The 18,739-nt window shown below is 75.9% G+C and carries 8 protein-coding genes; 2 read left to right on the forward strand and 6 right to left on the reverse strand.

The features are described 5' to 3' along the window. Positions 1 to 2: 2 nt before the first annotated feature. From DZA62_RS08050 to DZA62_RS37180, 5 genes are all read right to left on the reverse strand, one after another. The gene (locus DZA62_RS08050) at positions 3 to 5,966 is read right to left on the reverse strand and encodes a carboxypeptidase regulatory-like domain-containing protein (protein ID WP_116948350.1); all 5,964 of its coding nucleotides are present in this window, start codon (positions 5,964 to 5,966) and stop codon (positions 3 to 5) included. Next, positions 5,963 to 8,542: a carboxypeptidase regulatory-like domain-containing protein gene (locus DZA62_RS08055; RefSeq protein ID WP_116948351.1), complete on the reverse strand. Its 2,580-nt coding sequence runs from the start codon at positions 8,540 to 8,542 to the stop codon at positions 5,963 to 5,965. Before DZA62_RS08055 ends, DZA62_RS08050 begins: the two co-directional genes overlap by 4 nt. A 1-nt stretch (position 8,543) precedes the next feature. After that, the gene (locus DZA62_RS08060; protein ID WP_116948352.1) at positions 8,544 to 10,802 is read right to left on the reverse strand and encodes a carboxypeptidase regulatory-like domain-containing protein; all 2,259 of its coding nucleotides are present in this window, start codon (positions 10,800 to 10,802) and stop codon (positions 8,544 to 8,546) included. After that, positions 10,799 to 11,383 (reverse strand): DUF4255 domain-containing protein, encoded by a 585-nt coding sequence (locus DZA62_RS08065; protein ID WP_116948353.1) that lies wholly within the window; start codon positions 11,381 to 11,383, stop codon positions 10,799 to 10,801. The genes DZA62_RS08060 and DZA62_RS08065 overlap by 4 nt, the downstream gene beginning before the upstream one ends. Positions 11,384 to 11,489: 106 nt before the next feature. Beyond that, entirely contained in the window at positions 11,490 to 13,424 is a 1,935-nt protein-coding gene (locus DZA62_RS37180) for an AAA family ATPase (RefSeq protein WP_157987542.1), read from the reverse strand. A 149-nt stretch (positions 13,425 to 13,573) separates the two neighbouring features. On the opposite strand from DZA62_RS37180, the gene DZA62_RS08075 reads away from it, so the two are divergent. After that, complete coding sequence (locus DZA62_RS08075) at positions 13,574 to 15,985, forward strand: eCIS core domain-containing protein (protein WP_116948355.1); 2,412 nt, start codon at positions 13,574 to 13,576, stop codon at positions 15,983 to 15,985. 45 nt (positions 15,986 to 16,030) lie between these two features. Here DZA62_RS08075 and DZA62_RS08080 read toward each other — a convergent pair whose 3' ends face one another. Then, complete coding sequence (locus DZA62_RS08080) at positions 16,031 to 16,840, reverse strand: TetR family transcriptional regulator C-terminal domain-containing protein (protein ID WP_116948356.1); 810 nt, start codon at positions 16,838 to 16,840, stop codon at positions 16,031 to 16,033. A 288-nt stretch (positions 16,841 to 17,128) separates the two neighbouring features. On the opposite strand from DZA62_RS08080, the gene DZA62_RS08085 reads away from it, so the two are divergent. After that, on the forward strand, positions 17,129 to 18,730 hold the full coding sequence (locus tag DZA62_RS08085) for a PucR family transcriptional regulator (protein WP_157987543.1): 1,602 nt from the start codon (positions 17,129 to 17,131) through the stop codon (positions 18,728 to 18,730). The last annotated feature ends 9 nt before the right edge of the window (positions 18,731 to 18,739 follow it).

Consider the following 18,739-nt stretch of genomic DNA (forward strand, 5'->3'; position numbering starts at 1 on the left):
CGTCACCCCTCGTCGGCGAGCACCGTGACGACGACCGGTGCGGAGTCGACGGCGTGCGGGCCCGTGCCGTAGCGGACGATGAACGTGTGCTCGCCGGCCGCGAGCTCCTCGACGGCGAACTCGCCCTCGCCGCCGGCGCCGGGCGACACCGCGGCGCCCACCGGCCCGTCGGCGTCGTGCAGCCGCAGCGTGCGCCCGCTGACCACGGGGTCGACGACCGCGAGCAGCTCGACCAGGTCGCCGGCGCCGACCGCTCCCGCGGGCCCGGTCAGCGTGACCAGCGGCTCGACGACGGTCACGGTGAGCAGGTCCTGGGAGCCGCCGTGATCGGCGGACTCGAAGACGGCCTCGACCGTGTGGCCGCCGGGGTCGTCGAACACGTGCTCCAGCTCGGCGGTCCCGTCGTCGACCGGCACGGAGCCGATCTCGTCGCCGTCGACCACGAACGTGACGCTGCCGCCGCCGGCCGCGGCGCCGGCGGACGTCACCGTCGCGCCCAGCGTCGCCGCCGCGCCGGCGACCGGTTGCTCGGGGGTGACCGCCAGCTCCAGCGTCGTCGCGGGCGGGCCGGTCAGCGTGAACCGGGCCGGCACGTCGGCCGCGCCGAGGGGCACGTCCACGGTGGCCGGCGTGACGGTCCAGCCGGCGAACCCGCCGGGCACCTCGGCGGCGACGGTGTACGCGCCGGCGGGCAGGTACGCGGTGACCGTGCCGGCGTCGACCAGCAGGTCGTCGGCGAACACCGTCGCGTCGTCGGCGCCGGTGATCACGACGTCCACCGACCCGGGCGCGTCCTGGCCGGCGGACCGGGCATCCATGCGCACCCGCACCTCGGTCACCTCGATGGTGAGATCACGGCTGCCGTCCTCGGGCGGGTCGCTGCGGTGCACACCGACGTGCCCGGCCGGACCGGTCAGGGTCGCGGACCAGTCACCGGGCGGCACCTGGGCGAACGTGGTCGCGTAGGTGGAGCCGCCGGAGCGGACCACCGGCTGTGGCGCCGGCGCCGGGTCGCCGCCGGCGCTGGTCAGCGTCACCATGGCCCCGGTGAGATCCCAGCCGTTGACCGCCTCGGCGGTCACGGTGACCGGCTGCGCCTCGGCATAGAGGACGATGTCGAAGGCGACGATCTGCCCGGCCGCCACCGTCACCGTCCGGGTCGTGGGCGTGTACGGCTGCCCGGCCCGCGGACGGACGTCGACCAGGTAGGTGCCGTCGGCCAGCGCGGCGAACTCGAACACCGGCCCCGCCTGGACCGGGTCGTCCCCGGCCGCCGGGCAGCGGTCGTCGACCACGTCCTCGACCCGGCACAGCCAGGTGTCGACCTCGTCGAGCGGCTCGGCCGGGTTGGTGCCGGACTGCCCGCTGACCGTGCCCTGAACCGTGTTCGTCAGCTGCGTCACCGGCACGTTGAAGGTGCTGGCGGCGCCGGGCTCGGGCCGGACGGTGAGGGTCAGCGGCGCGTAGTTCTCGCCGCTGACCCGCAGCGTCTGCGGGACGGGCGGCACGCCGGTGAACCGGTAGCAGCCGGTGCCCCCGTCGCAGGGGGCCGCCGTCTGGACGACGCCGCCGCGCAGCAGTTCGACGGTCATGCCCGGCAGCGGCTGCGGCGGCTCGCCGCCGGTTCCGGGCACGTAGACGTTGACGAACACGTCGACGGGTTCGGCGGTGACCGCGACGACGAACGGGTCGGCGTTGCCGTCGGGGTAGACGGCCTGGTGGTCCGCGGTGATCTGGACCGGCAGCGGCGTCGCGTCGAAGGCGTACCCGTCGGGCGGGTCGGCCCGCACCTCCCACGTGCCCGGCAGCAGCCCGGCGACGTCGCGGCTGCCGGTGACGGTGAACCGGCCGCCCGGCCCCGACACCGCGGAGAACTCCAGTCCGGACGCGTGCCGTGCGACGACGGTGCCGCCCACGAGCGGTGCCGCCACGACCTCGCCGTCGACGACGGTGTGCGACCGGAGCACGCCGCTGATCTCGCCCAGCTTCACGAGCGCGAGCTGGTAGGAGCCGACGCCGTCGGGTGGCACCTGGAACGGGGCCGGGTCCGGCTCCGGCACGCCGCCGGTGACGGGCCGCCCGGCGGTGAAGCTGTCGAACCGGTAGCCGGCCGCCTCGACCCGCACGGTGTAGCGGCCGCCCGGTGGCAGCAGGCTGGGCAGTTCGGTGAAGACGGTGCGGTTGGTGCCCGGCTCGGCGGCCCGGGTCTGTTCCGGCACGCCGGGCGCGCTGAGCACCAGCCGGGCGCCGTAGACGGGTTCGCCCGCGGCATCGACGGTGGCGAGCTCGAGGGCGCCGTGCCGCGACAGCACGAACCCGTCGAGCTGCTGGCGGCCGCCGGTCGTGACCAGGGCGACGTCCACCTGGACGCTGACCTCGGCGTAACCCGGTAGCCGTGCCTCGACGACGTACCGGCCCGGACGTGCCAGCGTCGCGCGGGTGTCGCCGGGACCCTCGCCGCACTCGTTCGTGTAGCCGGTGTCCACCCGCTGGGCGGGGTCGGACCAGATCAGGCATCCGCCGGGGGTGACGGTGATCCGGGTCGCCTCCGCGCCCGGCGGGGCAGCCGTCACCGTCAGCTCGGCCTGCGACAGGTCGGCGGCGGCCTCCGGGACCAGCTGGACCCGGCCCTGCACCGGCCGTCCGGTGGGGGTCAGGGTGAGCCGCAGCTGCTGCCCTTCGGAGACGGCGACGCCGATGAGCCGGGACCGCTCGTAGCCGTCCTTCGTGGCGGTGAGGTCGACCCGTGAGTCGACGATCGGCAGCACGGCCTCCGGGAGCGGGCTCCGGCCGGGTTCGGGCACGACCGCGAACAGGCCGTCGGCGTCGGTGAGGACGGTGGCGCTCTGGTGGACCGGCAGCAGGCCGTCGTAGCCGACGATGCCGGTGACCTGCACCTGCACGCCGCCGACCCCGACCGGGCCGGTGTCGTCGAGCTCGTGCGCCACCTGGCCGGTGAAGCTGCGCGAGGCGCCGGTCAGGGTGAGGGCCAGCGGGATCTCGTTGTTGAGGCCGGCCGTCGAGAGCACCTCGCCGGTGAGCACCCGCGGCGGGTCGGACCCGGGGACCGGCCAGCCGAACAGCACCCGGTACTGCACCCCCGGCCGCAGGTGGGCGACGGCGTACACGCCGCTCGCCTCGTCGGTGCGGTCGACGCGGACCTGCTCGGTGACGTCGTCGTCGCCCGCGAACACGCGGACGGTGGCGCCGGCGGCCGGTTGCGATGCGCTCTCGCCGTCGTTGGCCTGCACCGTGACGCGCAGCCGGCCGAGCCGGTCCAGCGCGGCGTCGTAGCGGCGGACGTCGCCGGGGAACAGCGTGATGGTGACGGGGTCGACGGGACGGTACTCCGGGTCGCCGGGCCGCACGGACACGTCGTAGCCGCCCGACGGCAGGCCGGTCAGCTCGTAGCCGCCGTTGACGCCGGTGAACGCGCAGTGCGCGCCGCCCTCGATCCGGCACCGCGGCGCGTCCGGGTCGGGGGTGACGGGGACGCAGTCGCCCAGGCTCTCGGGATCGGCGCCGGCCGGTGCGGCGACGACGCAGGTGCCGTCGGGGACGGCGCCCACGCGGGCGGTGATCGTGCCGACGACGGACGGCGCCGGCAGCAGCGCCGCGACCGGTGCGTTCACCGTCGCGTCCATGGGGACCTCGACGCGGATCCGCTCCGGCTCGTAGCCGGGCGCGGTGACCGTCAGCTCGTACAGGCCCGGCAGCAGGCCCGGTTCGTCCGGCCCGGGCAGCGTGTAGCTCGCGTCCGGGGCGAACGTGGTGGTCAGCTCGCGCGGCGCGCCGTCCAGGCCGGTGGCGGTGGTGGCCACCGTCACCAGGCACGGCTCGTCGGGAAGCAGCGCCGGACAGCTGACCGGCCCGCCGCCGGTGCTCGCGTCGACGGCCCGCCCGACGATGACCGACGTGTCGGTCAGCCCGTTGCCGGGGATCGGTGTGAGCGCCAGGTCCGCCGTCGCCACGGACCCCGCCGTCACCTCGACCCGCGCATACGCCGTGACGTGCCCGAACACCTCCGCGGACAGCACGTAGGAACCGGGCGCGACGCCGGAGACGCGGTAGCCGCCGGTGCCGGCCGCGCTCATCACCTTGTACGCCGCGCCCTCGTCGCCGGAGAGCGTGAGCCCGCCGGCCAGCGGCCGGCCGGCGTCGTCGGTGACCACGCCGGCCACCTCGCCACCTGCCGGGACCAGCCGGGTGTCCAACCGGCGCACGGGCCGGCCGGGGTCGGTGAGCGTGACCTCGCGGGTCTGCGTCTGGTAGCCGTCGCCGGCGACGGTGACCGTGTAGCGGCCGGGCAGCGGGAGGTCCGGCAGCGTGAACAGACCGGGGCCGCCGGCCTCGCCGCCGGTGGTCGCCGTGGTGGCGGTGCGGACGGTCCGGCCGTCGTCGGCCGTGACGGTGACGCCGCCGAGCCCGCGGGTGGCACCGGTGGCGTCGCGCCCCGTGACCTGGCCGGTCAGCGTGGTGACGCCGCGGCGCAGCGCGAGGTCCCGCGCCTCCTCGCCGCCCGCGTCCAACTCGACCAGGGCCGCGCTCGCACCGAGGCCACCGGCGGTGGCGGTGACGAGGTACGTCGACGGCGCCGACAGTCCGTCGACCGCCCAGCTGCCGACGTCACCGGTGGTGCTCGTGCTGGTGGTGACGGTGACGGTGCCGTCGGTGAGGGTCAGTTCCGCCCCGCCCACCGGGCCGTCCGGTCCGGTCACCGTGCCGGACAACCGGCCGTCGCCCGGCCGCAGCTCCACCTCGATCGGCTCGGCGGCCGCCGTGGCGTCGACCACGCGGCGTTCGGTCTGGAAGCCGGCTTTCGAGACCGTGACCAGGTAGTGGCCGCCGGTGCCGAGACCCGCGAACGCCCAGGCGCCGTCCTCGTTGGTGACGGTGCTGCGGGTCTGGTCGACGGCGGCGCCGCCGGCCCTTCCGGGGGCCGCGGCGGGCGGCGGGACCTTCGCGTCGTCGCCGGACTCGCCGAACGCCGACGTGGGCGCGACGGAGACGGTGACGCCGCCGGGCTGATCGGCCTGCACCAGGCCGCTGAGCCGCAGCTCCTCCGTGGCGGCGCCGTGGTCCTCGCCGGTGCCGCCACCGCCGGCGTCGCCCTCGCCCTCGCCCCCGCCCTCGCCGGAGCCGGAGCCGGTGCCGGCGCCCGGGCGCCCGCCGTCGTCCGCGGCCGTACCGGCCTCGGCCTGCCGTTCCTCGAGCCGGTCGACCAACCGGGGGAGCCCGACGACAGCCGCCGCGACCCAGACCGCGAGCACCGCCGCCAAGGCGACCGCGCGCTTCGCCACCGACCCGATCAGCGGCCTGGCCACGACCACACCGTGCGCCGTCGCCGGGGCGTGTGGCCCGCGCGCGACCGCCGAGTAGCCGAACCGTGTCGTGTCGCCCGTGAACCGGAGCCGGCGCGGGCCGACCCGCCCACCCACCGCCAGCGCCGCCCGGCCCGGCACCTCGACCGTGCGCCGCCGGGGGGTGGCTCGCAGACCGTCCGGCGCGTGCAGCTCGAGGTCGACCGTCGCCGGTTCGGGCGCGGCGTTGGTCAGGACGAGGCGGATGCCGCGGCGCCAGGCGGTGCGCACCTCGCCGGGTTCCGCGGACACCGTGACCGAAGGCGGCCGGTCGACGGTGAGCACGGACTCGGCGACCGTGGCCCGGCTGGTGACGGCGCCGGTCGCCGGGTCGCCGCTCTGCGCCGCCACGACGAACGGGTAGGCGGCGGCGACCGTCCCCGGCGGCGGCAGGAGCTCCAGCTCGACCGTCGCGACGGTTCGCGGCGGCAGCCCGACCACGCGCGCCGGGACCGGTGCCCACCCGCCGTCGAGCCCGAGGACGGTGAGTGTGACGTCGCGCGGGCCATCGGCGCCGTGGTGCACCCGCACCGTCAGTGCGGCGGGCTGCCCTGCGGCGCCCTGCGGCTCGCGGGTGACCTCGACGACCGGCCCGGCCTCGATCATTCCCAGTCTCCGTTCGGAGTGGTCCCGGTCGAGGCGGCGGCCGCGACGTTCAGCGTCACGGCGGCCGCCTCGCTGGCCGCGACGGTGAACGGCGGCGAGGCGGCGGCGGGCGCCGCGCCGGCCTGCAGGCGCACGTCGACGACGTAGTGCTCCGGGGCATCCAGCTCGGCGAAGAAGGCCTGACCGTCGCTGCCGGTGCGGACGGAGGCGACCGGTGCCGCGGCGGTGCCGTACTCGGTGGCCCGGTAGAGGTCGACGACGGCGCCGGCCACCGGGCCGTCGTCGGCGACGACGGTCGCCGTGACCGAGGCGGGCGCGGCCAGTTGGAGGTCGAGGTCGCGGTTCCCGCCGGCCTCGAGGGTGACGGTGGTGGCGGCCGGCGTGGAGCCCGGCCGCGACGCCGTGACGGTGTACGTGCCGGGCGGCAGCTGCGGGAGCACGTAGCGGCCCACGTCGCCGGCCGGCTGCGACGACGACGTCACGGCGTAGGTGCGCGATCCGGACACCGCGGTGACGGTGACGTTGCCGGCCGGGCCCACACTGCCGTCGACGGCGTTGCGCAGGCTCACACTGCCGGTGAGGTCGGCGCCCGCCGGGTGCAACGCGACGGTGACGCCGTCGGCCGGCGACCCTCCGGCGGTGATGGCGCCGAACGCGTCCAGCATCACCTGCACGGTCTGCGCGGCGAGGCCGGGGCCGGCGAACGTCACGGTGTAGGTGGCCGGGACGGGCAGCCCGCCCAGGCGCCACGAGCCCGCCTCGCCGGTGCTCTGCGTGACGGTGCTCAGCGACGTCGTGCCGTCGCTGACGGTGACCTCGACGCCCGTCGCCGGTCCGCCGCCGGGCAGCTCCGTCACCCGGCCGAACAGTTCGCCGGCGTCGGTGCCCAGCGTCACGGACACCCCGGTCAGCTGCTGCCCGGCGGACAGGTCGAGCGTGAGCGTCTGCGCGGCGTGCCCGGGTGCCGCGACCACGACGGTGAACGTGCCCGGCGTCGGCAGGTTCCGCAGCGTGAACGCGCCGACGTCGCCCTCGGTCAGCGACACCGTCCGCGCGGTGGAGTCGCCGGCCGTCGCCACCACGGACGCGCCGCCGATCGGCCCGGCGGCGCCCCGCACCTCGCCGGCGATGATGCCGTCGCCCTCGCGCAGCCGGATCGTGATGCCGGTGCGTTCCTCACCGCCGGTGAGGTCCACGCGCTGGACCTCGGTGGCGTAGCCGGGCTTGCCGACGACGACGTCGTACACCCCTGGCGAGGGCACGCCGTCGATCTCGAACGAGCCGTCGGAGCCGACCGGCACCTCACGCAGGACGGCGCCGGCCGCGCCGCCCTGCGGGTCGGCCACGGCGCCGTCGGCCACGCCCGTCTCGGCCTGGCCGCCGAGCTGCTCCAGCGGGATCCGCAGGCTCACCGTCGCCCCAGAGACGTCGGCGCCCTCGACGGTGCCGGCCAGCACCGCCGGAAGTCCGCCGAGTGCCACGTCGGCCGCGTCGGGGCTCTGGCCGCCCGTGACCTCGACCGGTGCCGCCGCCGCGCTGTCCATCGCCGCCGGGTACCAGAGGTCGGAATAGCCGGCGCCGCGGAAGCGCAGCAGGTAGCCGCCGTCGGACAGTCCGTCGACCACGTACGTGCCGTCGTCCTCGGTCGCGGTGGTGGCCACCGGCGCGGTGGGGTCGTCCACGGCGTACGCCTCGACGGCGACGCCGGGCAGCGGCGCACCGGTGGTGATGAGGCGGACGGTCCCGGTCAGCGTCGCTCGGCCGGCGCCGGCGGCGTCGTCGCGCGACTGGGCCACCTCGATGGCGAGGTCGCGATCGGCGGCCGAGCGGTTCACCACGCCTGCCAGCGCGGCGGTGATGACGACGGCGAACACCGTCACGGCGGCGAGCAGACCGGCCAGGGCGATCGTGCCGCGACCCAGCACCGGGCGCTGCACCATGCTGCCGGGCGCCTCGCCCAGCGGCTGCGCGCCCGCCGCGGCCGCGGCGTCGACGTCCGGCTCCAGCCGCACGGCCAGCGCCCGCACCGCGGGCGAGCCGAGCAGCGGGCGGCGAGCGCGCGCCTCGACCCGGGCGGACAGGCTCTCCCCGGGCGCCAGCCGCACCGACGCGGGCACGAACCGGAAGCCGATGCGGTCCTCGGGGTCGGTGCCGGCGAACGCACCCTCGACCGTGGTGTTGCCGGTGTTGCGCACCGTGACACCGAACGAGGCCCGCCGCCCGGCCGTGACGGCGGCCGGGTCGAGCGTGACGGTGGTGCCCGGCGCCGCGGCGACCCGCAACTCCAGCTCGGCGACCGTGGCGTGGTGGGGCGGCGTGGTCTCGCGCACCTGGACGGCCAGCCGGCGCTCGCCGGCGGGCAGGTCGGGCGGCGGCGTCAGCGTGACGGTGACGACGACGCTGCTCCCGGGGAACAGCGTCGGCGTCGCGTCGTCGACCGTGACCCAGGCCGGGTCGGCGCCGAGCACCCGCACCTGATAACCGCTGATGATCTCGCCGGTGTTGGTGATCTCGACCCGTACCGTCGCGGGCCCGCCGGTGGCCTCCAGCACCTGCGGCGCCGCGGTCACGCGCACGTCAGCGCACCGCCTCGAGCCGCAGGTGCGCGACGGTGTCGGCGGCCGGCTCGACCTCGGCGACCGCGCTCGCCAGCACCCGGCCGTCGACCCGGACCGACACCGTGTAGACGCCGGCCGGCACCGCGGCCAGCACGTACCGGCCGCCACCGGTCGACGTCGTGCTCCACACCGTCGCGCCGTCGGTGAGCTCGACCGTCAGCCCGGCCGCCGCACCGTCCTCGGCGTCGGTCACCCGGCCGGTGACCCGGCCCAGTCCGTCCAGCATCGTCACGGTGAGCGGCGGCGTCGCGGCCGACCCGGACACCGTCACGGGGACCGTCTGCGGCTGATAGCCGTCGTGTTCGAACGTGAGCGTGTACGCGCCCGGCGGCAGCCCGCCGACGGTGAAGCCGCCGACGGCCCCGTCGGTCAGCGTCGTCGTGGTCACCGGCTCGGCCAGCCCGCCGACCGTCACCGTCGCGCCGCCCAGGCCCGCACCGCCGGGCGTCAGCAGGGTGCCGCTGACGGTGCCGGCGCCGCCCGTCAGCGACACCGCGAGGTCGGTGACGGCCTGTCCGGCGGCCAGTTCCACCACCGCGGTCTGCGCCGCGTAGCCGTCGAGCACGAACGTCAGGACGTAGGTGCCCGGCGTCGGCAGGCCGGGCAGCACGAACCGGCCGACCTCGCCGACGGTGGGCGTGCCGGCGCTGATCGCCTCGTCGCCGACGGTGGTGCTGACGGTGACCCCGCCCAGTGCCCGGTCCCCGTCGGTGACGACACCGGCGATCCGGCCGTCGCCGGTGGCCAGCCGCACCTCGGAGACGAACCGCTGCTGCCCGCCGGTGACGTGCTCGACGACGGTGGCGGGGCGGTACCCGTCGGCCTCGAAGGTCAGCTCGTAGCTGCCCGGTGCCGGCAGCCCCGCCAGCGTGTAGGAGCCGTCGGCCGCGGTGGTCGCGGTGTACTCCGCGGGCGAGGCGCCGTCGTCGCCGGTCCACGCGGGCCGGGCGGTCACCGTCGCCGGGACGGGCTCGACGGCGTCGCCCGGGTCGACGGCGCCACGCAGCGACGCCGGCTCGCCGGTGACGACGACGTCCGTGCCGGAAGTGGTGCGCTGGGCGGTCGCGGCGACCGGCTCGGCACCCGCGTCGTCGGGAGCGGCCGGGTACCAGACCGGCGGGTAGCCGTCGGCTCCGAAGCGCACCAGGTAGTCGCCCGGGAACAGCCCGGCCAGCGTGTACCCGCCGTCGGCCTGGCTCGCCGCCGAACTGACCACGACCAGCCCGCCGGGCGTGCGGCGCAGCGCCTCGACGGTGATCTGGCCGACCGGCTCACCGCTGGCCGCGCCGGTGACGGTGCCGGTGATGGTGCCTCCGACGCCGGGCGGCAGCAGGCCGTTCTTGGGCAGCGCCCCGGCGGGCGCCTCGGCGGCCGGCGCCGCCGTGCCTCCGGCCGTGCCGTCCGCCGTGTTCTGCGCCGCCGGCTGCGTCGCCGCGAAGAACGAGGCCGGCGCCGTCCTGACCGCCGGCTCCGCGCCCAGCACCTGGGTGATGCCGAGCAGGAACGCCGCCGCCCACAGGGCGACGATCGAGGCGAGCACCAGGACGGTGAGCAACCCACGCCCGACGACCGGTCGCTGCCGCAGCGTGAGCGGCAGGCTCGCCTCGGCGTCGGGGCCGCTGACCTGCGCGGTGAGGATGCGATCGAGGTCGCCGCCCAGCCAGCGCCGCGGCGCTCGGGCCGTGACCAGCGTCGTGGCGACGGCACCGGGCCCCAGCCGCAGCGTCGCCGGGGTGAACCGGAGGCTGGTGGCCCGGCCGGCGTCGGCGGCCGTGCAGGTGAGGTCCAGCGTGGTGTTGCCGAGGTTGGCCACCTCGACGGCGAACTCGGCGCGCCCACGGCTGCGCACCACACTCGGCCGGGCCGCCAGCGCGACGGCCGGGCGTCGCGGCACGGCGAGGTCGAGGTCGACGGTCTCGGCGGCGGGTCCCGCGTGCTGTGAGTCCAGCGCGACGACGACCGGATGCCGCCCGGCCGGATGGGTGGGCGGCACCGTGACGGTGACGGCGATGGTGCCCTCGGCGTCGGGGAAGAGGGACAGCAGCGGCGGCCGCGCCGTCACGGCGCCGGGCGGCAGCCCCAGGGCGCGCACGGTGAACCCGTCGATGACGTCGGCGGTGTTGGTGACCGTGAGCAGCAGCTCGGCGCTGCCTCCGGGCTCGACGTCGAGTCGTGCGGCGCTGGCCGTGACCCGCGGGCCGGTGCCGACGCGGCTCACCCGCGCCGCCCGGTCTCGGTGACCGCCGACACCGCGCGGGTGCGGCCCTCGACCCGCTGCACGGGCGGAGCGGCCGGCCGCCAGTCGGGAAGGTCGGCGGCCACGGTCGCGATCAGCGTGAACGAGGCCTTGTGCGGGCCGCCCAGCGAGCTCCAGAGTTCCCGGGTGCGGTGGGTGTCGTCCTTGCCCAGGCTCAGCCGGACGCCCGCCGCCAGTGGCGCCGCCAGGTGCTCGGGCGGTACGGCCTGGTGGCTCAGCGCGAGTCCGAGCACATCGCCGAGCAGCCGGTGCTCCTCCGGCACCGTGGCCGCCCAGGCGCTGACCAGGTAGTGCAGGTCGACCAGCGGAGCGTCGTCGCGCACCTCCCGGCGGCCGTCCGGGCCGAGCCGGCTGCCGCCGCCCACCGGGGGCAGCGTGCTGCGGCTGACGGCGTAGAGGAACAGGTTGACGACCACCCGGCTCAGCTGAGCCGACCAGGTGCCCGACGGCCGTTCGAAGGAGACGTCCCCGATGTCGGGGGGCAACGGGAGGGTGGCGCGCAGGAGCCGCTCCAGGCCCTCGTCCACCGCCGGAATCTGCATCGCTCCGCCCACCTCGCCTCCGCGACCGCGGCTCTCATCCAATCCGGCGCCGGGCGCTCGCGGCAGGCCCGGCGAACCTGCGAGTCGGCATGAACGCGGCCGGCGCTCAGCCCGCCGGCGGCCAGCCGGCCGGCAACCGGCGGCCCAGCTTGCGGTACTCGCGGGCGGTCGCCGCCACCAGCAGGCCCATGCCGACGGCCGCGCCGGCGACGGCGGCGTCGTAGGCGGCGGCGAGGACGATGTTGCGGATGTCCGCGCCGCTCAGCTCCGCCGCCGCGGCCAGGGAAGCGAGGTCCGGGGGATCGGCCGGGTCCGTGCCGGCGAGCTGGCGGACGTGGTGCGCCCAGAGGCGCTCGCGGGTGGCCGGGTCCGGGTCCGGGAAGTGGATGACGAAGTGCAGCCGCCGGGAGAACGCCGCGTCCAGGTTGCCGCGCAGGTTCGTCGCCAGGACCGTGATGCCGTCGAACCGCTCCATCCGCTGCAGCAGGTAGGACACCTCGAGGTTCGCGTAGCGGTCGCGCGAGTCCTGCACGGCCGAACGGCTGCCGAAGATCGCGTCGGCCTCGTCGAAGAACAGCACGACGTCGTGCGTCTCGGCCTCGTGGAACACCCGCTCCAGGTTCTTCTCCGTCTCGCCGACGTACTTGTCCACGAGTCCCGCGAGATCCACCTGGTAGAGGTCGAGACCCAGCGCATCGGCGACGACGTGCGCGGCCAGCGTCTTGCCGGTGCCGGGACCGCCGCTGAACATGGCGGCGATGCCGGTGCCTTTGCCGCCCTTGCCCTGCACGGCGCCCTGCGCGAGCACGTCGCCGCGGTGCCGGGCCCACTGGACCAGCCGGGTCAGCTCCGCCCGGGCGTCGGGCGGCAGCACGATGTCCTCGAACGAGGTCGCCACCGGCGCCGTGGGCCCGGCGTGCCGGTGGACGGGTCCGCCGCCGCTGAGCCGCCGGACCGACTCGCGGACCAGCGCGGCGTCGGCGCCGCCGCCGCGGACGGCGGCGAGCATGCGGGTGTGCTCGGCGGCGACGGCGATCTGGCCGGGCCCGAGCCGCGCACCGGCGGCGATCACCGCGTCGCCACCGGCCTCGTCGCCGAGCTCGCGGGCCCACAGCTGGGCCCGCGAGGCGACCGGCAGCGGTGGCACCGCCGCGATGTACGGGAGCCGGCGGGTGGCCCGCGGGTCCCAGGCGCGCTGCCCGACCGCCACCACCGGCACGGCCGCCTCGAGCAGCCGGTCGAACAGCCACCTGTGCTCGTCGCCGGCCAGGTCGTCGGCGCCGGCCAGCACCAGGCCGGCGGTCTGCAGCGCCGCCTCGCGGGTCAGCTCGGTCAGCAGGCCCGGCAGGTCGCAGCCGGCCGGGCGCCGGCTGAGGTCGGCGACCAGCCAGTCGACGCCGAGGCGGGCGAACGCCGCGGCCGCGGTCTCGGCGCCGGGGGAGCCCGGCGGCCCGTGCAGCCAGCAGAGCCGGACCCCGGACCGGATGGCCTCGGCCAGCTCGGCGCCGTGCTCGGCCGCGAGCGGCTCGGCGTGCAGCACGAGCCGCTGCAGCTGGGGCTCGGGCAGGTCGTCACCGACCAGGTGGGCGACCACGCGGTCGGCGATGCGCAGGCACCGGGTCAGCGCCGGGCCGTCGCCGGTGAGACCGGCCAGGCCGTGCCGGACCAGCCGGCCCGACGACGACAGCCTGGCCCGGCCGGCCGCCGACAGCGCCGGCACCCCGCACAGGTGCAGCGCCAGGGCGGCCGTCGGGCGTCCCTGCGTCGCCTCACCGCCGAGCAGCGCGAACACCGTCGCGAACGAGGGATCCGCCTCGGCGGCGAACGCGGTCAGCAGCAGGTCGGTCTCGAGCGGGTCCAGGCCGAACACGGCGGCCGTGCTCGCGAGCAGGTCGTCGCCCTCGGCCGACTCGCCCGCGTGGTCGCGGCGCAGTGCGTCGACCGCGGCGGCCAGCCGCGGGCCGGCCGCGTCGCCGGGCAGCTCGCGCTGCTTCACCACGTCAGCGACCGCGTCCACCAGTCGACCCAGGCTCGGTGCCATGGCCGGATGCTAGGCCCGTCCGGCCCGCCCGCGGGAGGCCGGCGGCGCCCGGCCGGCGCGATTCATGCACACGTGCTTGTGCCGCGTCCGGCCCGCCCGCGGCGACGCGCTGCTTGGCTGGACGCAGCCGGCCGACGACAGGGGAGAGCATGTCCGTGCACCGTGACCGGGCCGTGAAGCCGGCGGCCCGCACCGACCGCCCCGGACCCGGCGAGGACGCGTCGCTCGCGGCCTGGGGATTGCTCGAGCCCGCGCCCGGACGGGCCCACGACACCGCTCGTCGCGCGCCCGCCGGCCACGCGGACCCGCTCGGCGGCAGCCTCGTCGCCCCGGACGTGGCCGCGCGGCTGCGCCGCCGCCCGGCCGGACGCCCGCTGCCCGACGGCGTGGCCGGCTCCATGGGCGCGGCGTTCGGCGCCGACCTGAGCGGCGTGCGGGTGCACACCGACGCCGAGGCGGCCGGTCTGGCCGCCTCGTTGCAGGCCACGGCCTTCACCGTCGGGTCGGACATCTACTTCGGCCGCGGCGCCTACGCACCCGCCACCGACGCGGGGCGGCGGCTGCTCGCCCACGAGCTCGCGCACACGCTGCAGGCCCCGGCGGGCACGGGCGGCGCGCTCACCGTCGGGCGGGCCGACGACCCCGCGGAGCGCGAGGCCGACCGGATGGCCGACGCCGCCCTCGCCGGCGTCGCCGTCCGCCGCCACCTCGCCGACGGACCGGCCGGCGCCGCCGCCGTACGGAGGTTCGTCACCGCCGCGCAGTTCGACGAGTGGACCAGCGAAGGGCCGCTCACCCGTGCGAGTACCGCACAGAAGGCGATCAAGAAGCTGCTCGTGGAGTACAGCGCGCTGTGCGTCCCGGAGAACGACCTCGCCGGGCTCAGCACGAAGAAGCGAAGGTCGACGCTGCGCGGCCGTACGGGTGCCGTCCCGGCGGACCGCATCGACGAGGCGCTGGACCTCATCGCCCGCATGAACGAGGCCGCGAGCCTCTGGGTGCAGAACCACCGGCTCACCGACGAGACCACCGCGGGCAACGGCGCCGACCTCGTCGACGACCCCACCCGTCGGCGCCGGATGGCCGGTATGACCGACTTTCTGCGCGACCTGAACGTCGAGAAGGCCGCGCTCGAGGGCCGCAAGGGCCAGGGCGGCGACGCCGCGGCGGTGACCCAGCGCGACTTCACCGGCGATCCCGACGCCCGGGCGAAGCTGCAGAAGCACTACACCGGCGACCTCGACTCGATCCTGACCGGCCTGGCGGCGCCGCTCGACCTGCTCCTGCCGCACGCAGGCGACGGCGCCACCTTCGACGTCGGCTTCCTCGTCCCGATTCCCGACACCCCGGTGATGATCGGCGGCATCCTCCGGTTCGTGACCCTGCGCAGCGACGGCGGCGCGGTCTCGGTGCAGCTGGAGGTCGCGCCGCAGATCGCGGTCGGCATCCCGATGGGCCAGGTGAAGGCGCTGTTCGGCGGCTATGTGAAGTCGTCGGGCAAGACCGCCGCGCATGCCATGACGCTGCTGTCGTACCTGCTCTACCGGCAGCTGCGCGAGAGCAACCTGCCCGAGGAGATCACCACGCTCATGTGGGGCGGCGGCACCACACGGTTCCACCGCATCAAGGCCGACCAGTGGTCGCGCGGGGTCGAGAAGACGATGTGGGGGAGCACCACCCCCGGCGACGACGCCGCCAACTACGTCGAGATCGGCTCGTTCGGCGAGGCCTCGGCCAAGGTCGGCAACGAGGACCTGCTGGCCGTCACGGCGACCGCGAAGGTGATCGCCGGCGAGCGGTACGACCGCACGTCCATCGACAACCGCAAGAAGGGCGGCGCCGGCGCCCGGAACGTCCGCTCCGACGGCCTGTTCACGCGCAAAATCGCCGCGTTGGCCGATCGCGGCGCCGAGAAGCACCTGTCGCGCAAGACCTTCACGCTCACGTTGTCGGAGAAGGTGGTCGCGGGCCCGGTGTTCTCCGGCGATCTCATCGGCACCGTGACCCTCCGCGAGCAGGGCCTGCGTAAGGAGAACCGGAAGAAGGACGGCTCGGTGAACTGGCTCATCGAGGACATCGGCCTCACCGGCAAGGTCAGTGCGAAGCTGCCGCTCGGCGGCGCGGCCCAGAGCGCGGTCAAGGGCGCCGCGGAGCTCACCCGGCTGTTCCGCGCGTCCAGCGTGAAGCTCGCCGGCGAGGCGAAGCGCACGGCCGCTCAGAAGGGCGGCTCGGTCGGCAACCTCGCGAGCTTCGCCACCGGCGCCGCCGACCTGCCGCCGCCGGCGGAGGCCGGGTTCGCCGGCCTGGCCGGCACCGTCGCCGAGACCGGGGCGACCATCGCCACCAGCGTCGGCCTGCGGCTCGAGCTGTCCGGCAACCTCGCGCTCAGCGCGGCCGGCGACCCGAAGTGGACCGTCGGCATGGACGTGCGCATGTTCAACTCCGGCGCCGCCACCGACCTCGGCTATGTCAGCGCGAACGTCGAGCGTTCCCAGCGGCTGTTCGGGCTGAAGTGGGAGAGCGGCAAGGGCGACTGGACGAAGGGCTTCGCCGAGCGCTGACGGTGGCCGGGCCGCGCGACGACCCGGCCACCGTCCGGCCCGGGCTCAGCCGGCCGCCGCCAGCGGCATGCTCAGCACCGCCTGGCCCATGGTCGGCACGGCGTCGGCCGGCGTCGGCGGGGTCAGCAACGAGTCGATCAGCGCGAGACTGGCCTGGGCGAACAGCGTCCCGGCGCGCAACGGGTCGTTGCCGAAGGCGTCGGGGTCGGTGAGGTAGCGCAGCGCGAGGCCGTAGGACATCGCGTTCACCGCCTCGGCGATGTCGCCGGAGTCGATACCGGGCAGTGGCTCCCGGCCGGCCGCGGCGTAATGGTCGTCGGCCAGCTTCGCCCATCGTTCGTGGTCGTCGGAGCGGGCCTGGCGCATCATCGCGTTCAGCGCCGGATCCGTCGCCGCCAGCGAGGTGAACATCGCCCACAGGGGGAACGCCTCCTCGCCCAGCATCCGGTGCACCGCGGCCGCGGCGATGCGGTACGCCTCCGGCGTGCTCACCGGCATTCCACCGCGAGCCTCCGCGACGTGGTCCATCTGGGCCTGGGTGGTCGAGGACTCGACCCGCTGCACCACCCAGGCGACGAGGTCGCGGTGGAAGTCGGCCATGCGGACCCACCGGTCCTCGACGATGGCCTTGCTCCGGCGCAGCCCGGTGCGGTGGTTGTAGGCGCGCACCAGTTCCTCGCGGGTCGGCCAGCGCAGCTGGGGCACCCGCTGAGTGAGGTCCGTCGTCACCTCCGTCTGCGGTTCCAGCATCAGGCCGACGCCCAGATCGAGCAGCGCGTGCGTGTCGGGATCGTCGGCCTGCGTGTGCGGCCTTCGCAAGTGGCTCAGGACGGACCCCACCCTGGTCTCGGACATCGTGCTCTCCCACCCTCGAGTGCCGGACGCCCCCCGCTGACGATGGTGGGATCGCTAGATCAACTTCGCCATGGGCGGAGTGCACGGTCATGAGTGAGCGCTCTGTGTATTCCGCCCTATCGGCCGAAAGGTGAGTGTGCGGGGGAAAGGCGACCAGTCGCCGACTTCCGGAGAATTGCGGTTGATTGTCCGGATTAATGGTTTTCGCGGGAGTGTGGATTCGGCCCGCTGCCTGCGGAAACCGGGCACCGCATTCGGTGCGTCGGCCCCCACGACATACTGGATGACATGCCACGCTCAGAATCCGCCGTCATGCTGGCGGAATTGCTCGCGCTCGGCCTCCTCGGCGAGCACGACGTCGTGGCCGGACACCGCGGGCTGGCTCACGAGGTCACGTCGGCGGTGGTCGGAACGTCGCCGCGGCAGCTCGACGAACTGCCCGCCGGCTGCCTGCCGCTGTTCCCGCGCGAGCGCCTGGCGGTCGAGGAGGTGTCCGCCGACGTCGCGCTCCGGGTGGCGCATCGACGCGGGCTCGCGGGGCTGGTCGCCGAGCGCACCACCAACGCGCTCCCCGAGGTCACGAGCCGGTTGGCCGACCGGTTCGGCATGCCGCTGGTCCTGGTCGACAGGCTCGACGCACAGGCCGCCGCGGCCGCGATCGACCGGCACCTGCGCGGGCCGCAGTTGGCCGGGCTGCGCATGGTCGACACCATGCTGACCCGGCTGCGTCGGGTACCCGACAGCGCCGACGGACTGCTCGCCGCGGTCCAGGCCGCGGCCGGACTGCCGGCGGCCATGATCGACGGCCGTGGCGCGACGGTGGCCGGCGATCCCGGCACCGTCGACCCCGGCTCCCGGGCCGAACTGGTGAAGCGGCTGCCCGGCGGCGGGCCGGCCGCGCCGGTGATGCTGTTCGGCGAGGGCCACACGCTCATCTGCCATCCCGCCACGGTCGCCGACGGCCTGCCGGCCAACCTGTGGCTGGTGGCGCGGCTGCCGCTGGCCGGGCGCGGCATGGTCGAGTCCGTCGGCCGCGTGCTCGCGCTGGGCTCCTGGGCGTACACCGCCTGGATCGCCACGACCTCGCTGGACGGCGAGCGCGACGCCCGGTACCGCGCGGTGGTCCTCGCCGACGTCGTCGAGTACGCCGACGACATCGCGCCGGGCACGTCCGAGCGGGCGACCGCGCTGGGCTGGCGGCTCAGCGGCTGGCACGTCGGGATCCACCTCAACATCGACCAGGCCGTCGGGCCGGGCGTGCGGCCGACGTCGCTCATCGCGGGGCTGGAACGGGTGCTGCGCGACAACGATCTGCCGCACGATCTCATCCAGCGCCCGGGCGGCTGGGCCGCCTGGCGGACCCACCAGAGCGAGCCGGAGCCCGAGGAGGTCGACCGGCTGGCCCGGCGGCTCGGCCACGCGCTGCGCACCTTCCGCGACGACCACCCCGGCGTGCTGGTCGCCGGAGGGCTGGGCTCGGGCCATGAGGGCGCCGAGGGCATCGGCGCGTCACTGCACGAGGCCCGCCAGGCCAGCCTGCTGGCGCGGGCCCGCGGCGGGTCGGGTGCGGTCGAGACCTTCGGCTCGATGAGCGTCGAGCGCCTGCTGTCGGGCTGGCAGCGCTCGGAGCCGCTGCTGCGTGCCACGTCGTCGCTGCTGGCGCCCTTGCGCGAGGTGGATCCGGGCGGCGACCTCGTGCGCACGCTGATGATCTATCTCGACCACGAGTCGTCGGCCACCGCCACCGCCAACGTGCTCAACGTGCACCGCAACACCGTCCTGCAGCGACTCGAGCGGATCCGCGGGCTCCTGCCGCTGGACCTCTCGCGGCCCAACGACCGGCTGGTCGCGCACCTGGCCGCTCGCGCCGTCGCCGACGAGGAGGCGTGATCCGCCCGG

This window comes from Jiangella endophytica (assembly GCF_003427025.1).
Taxonomy (GTDB): Bacteria; Actinomycetota; Actinomycetes; order Jiangellales; family Jiangellaceae; genus Jiangella; species Jiangella endophytica.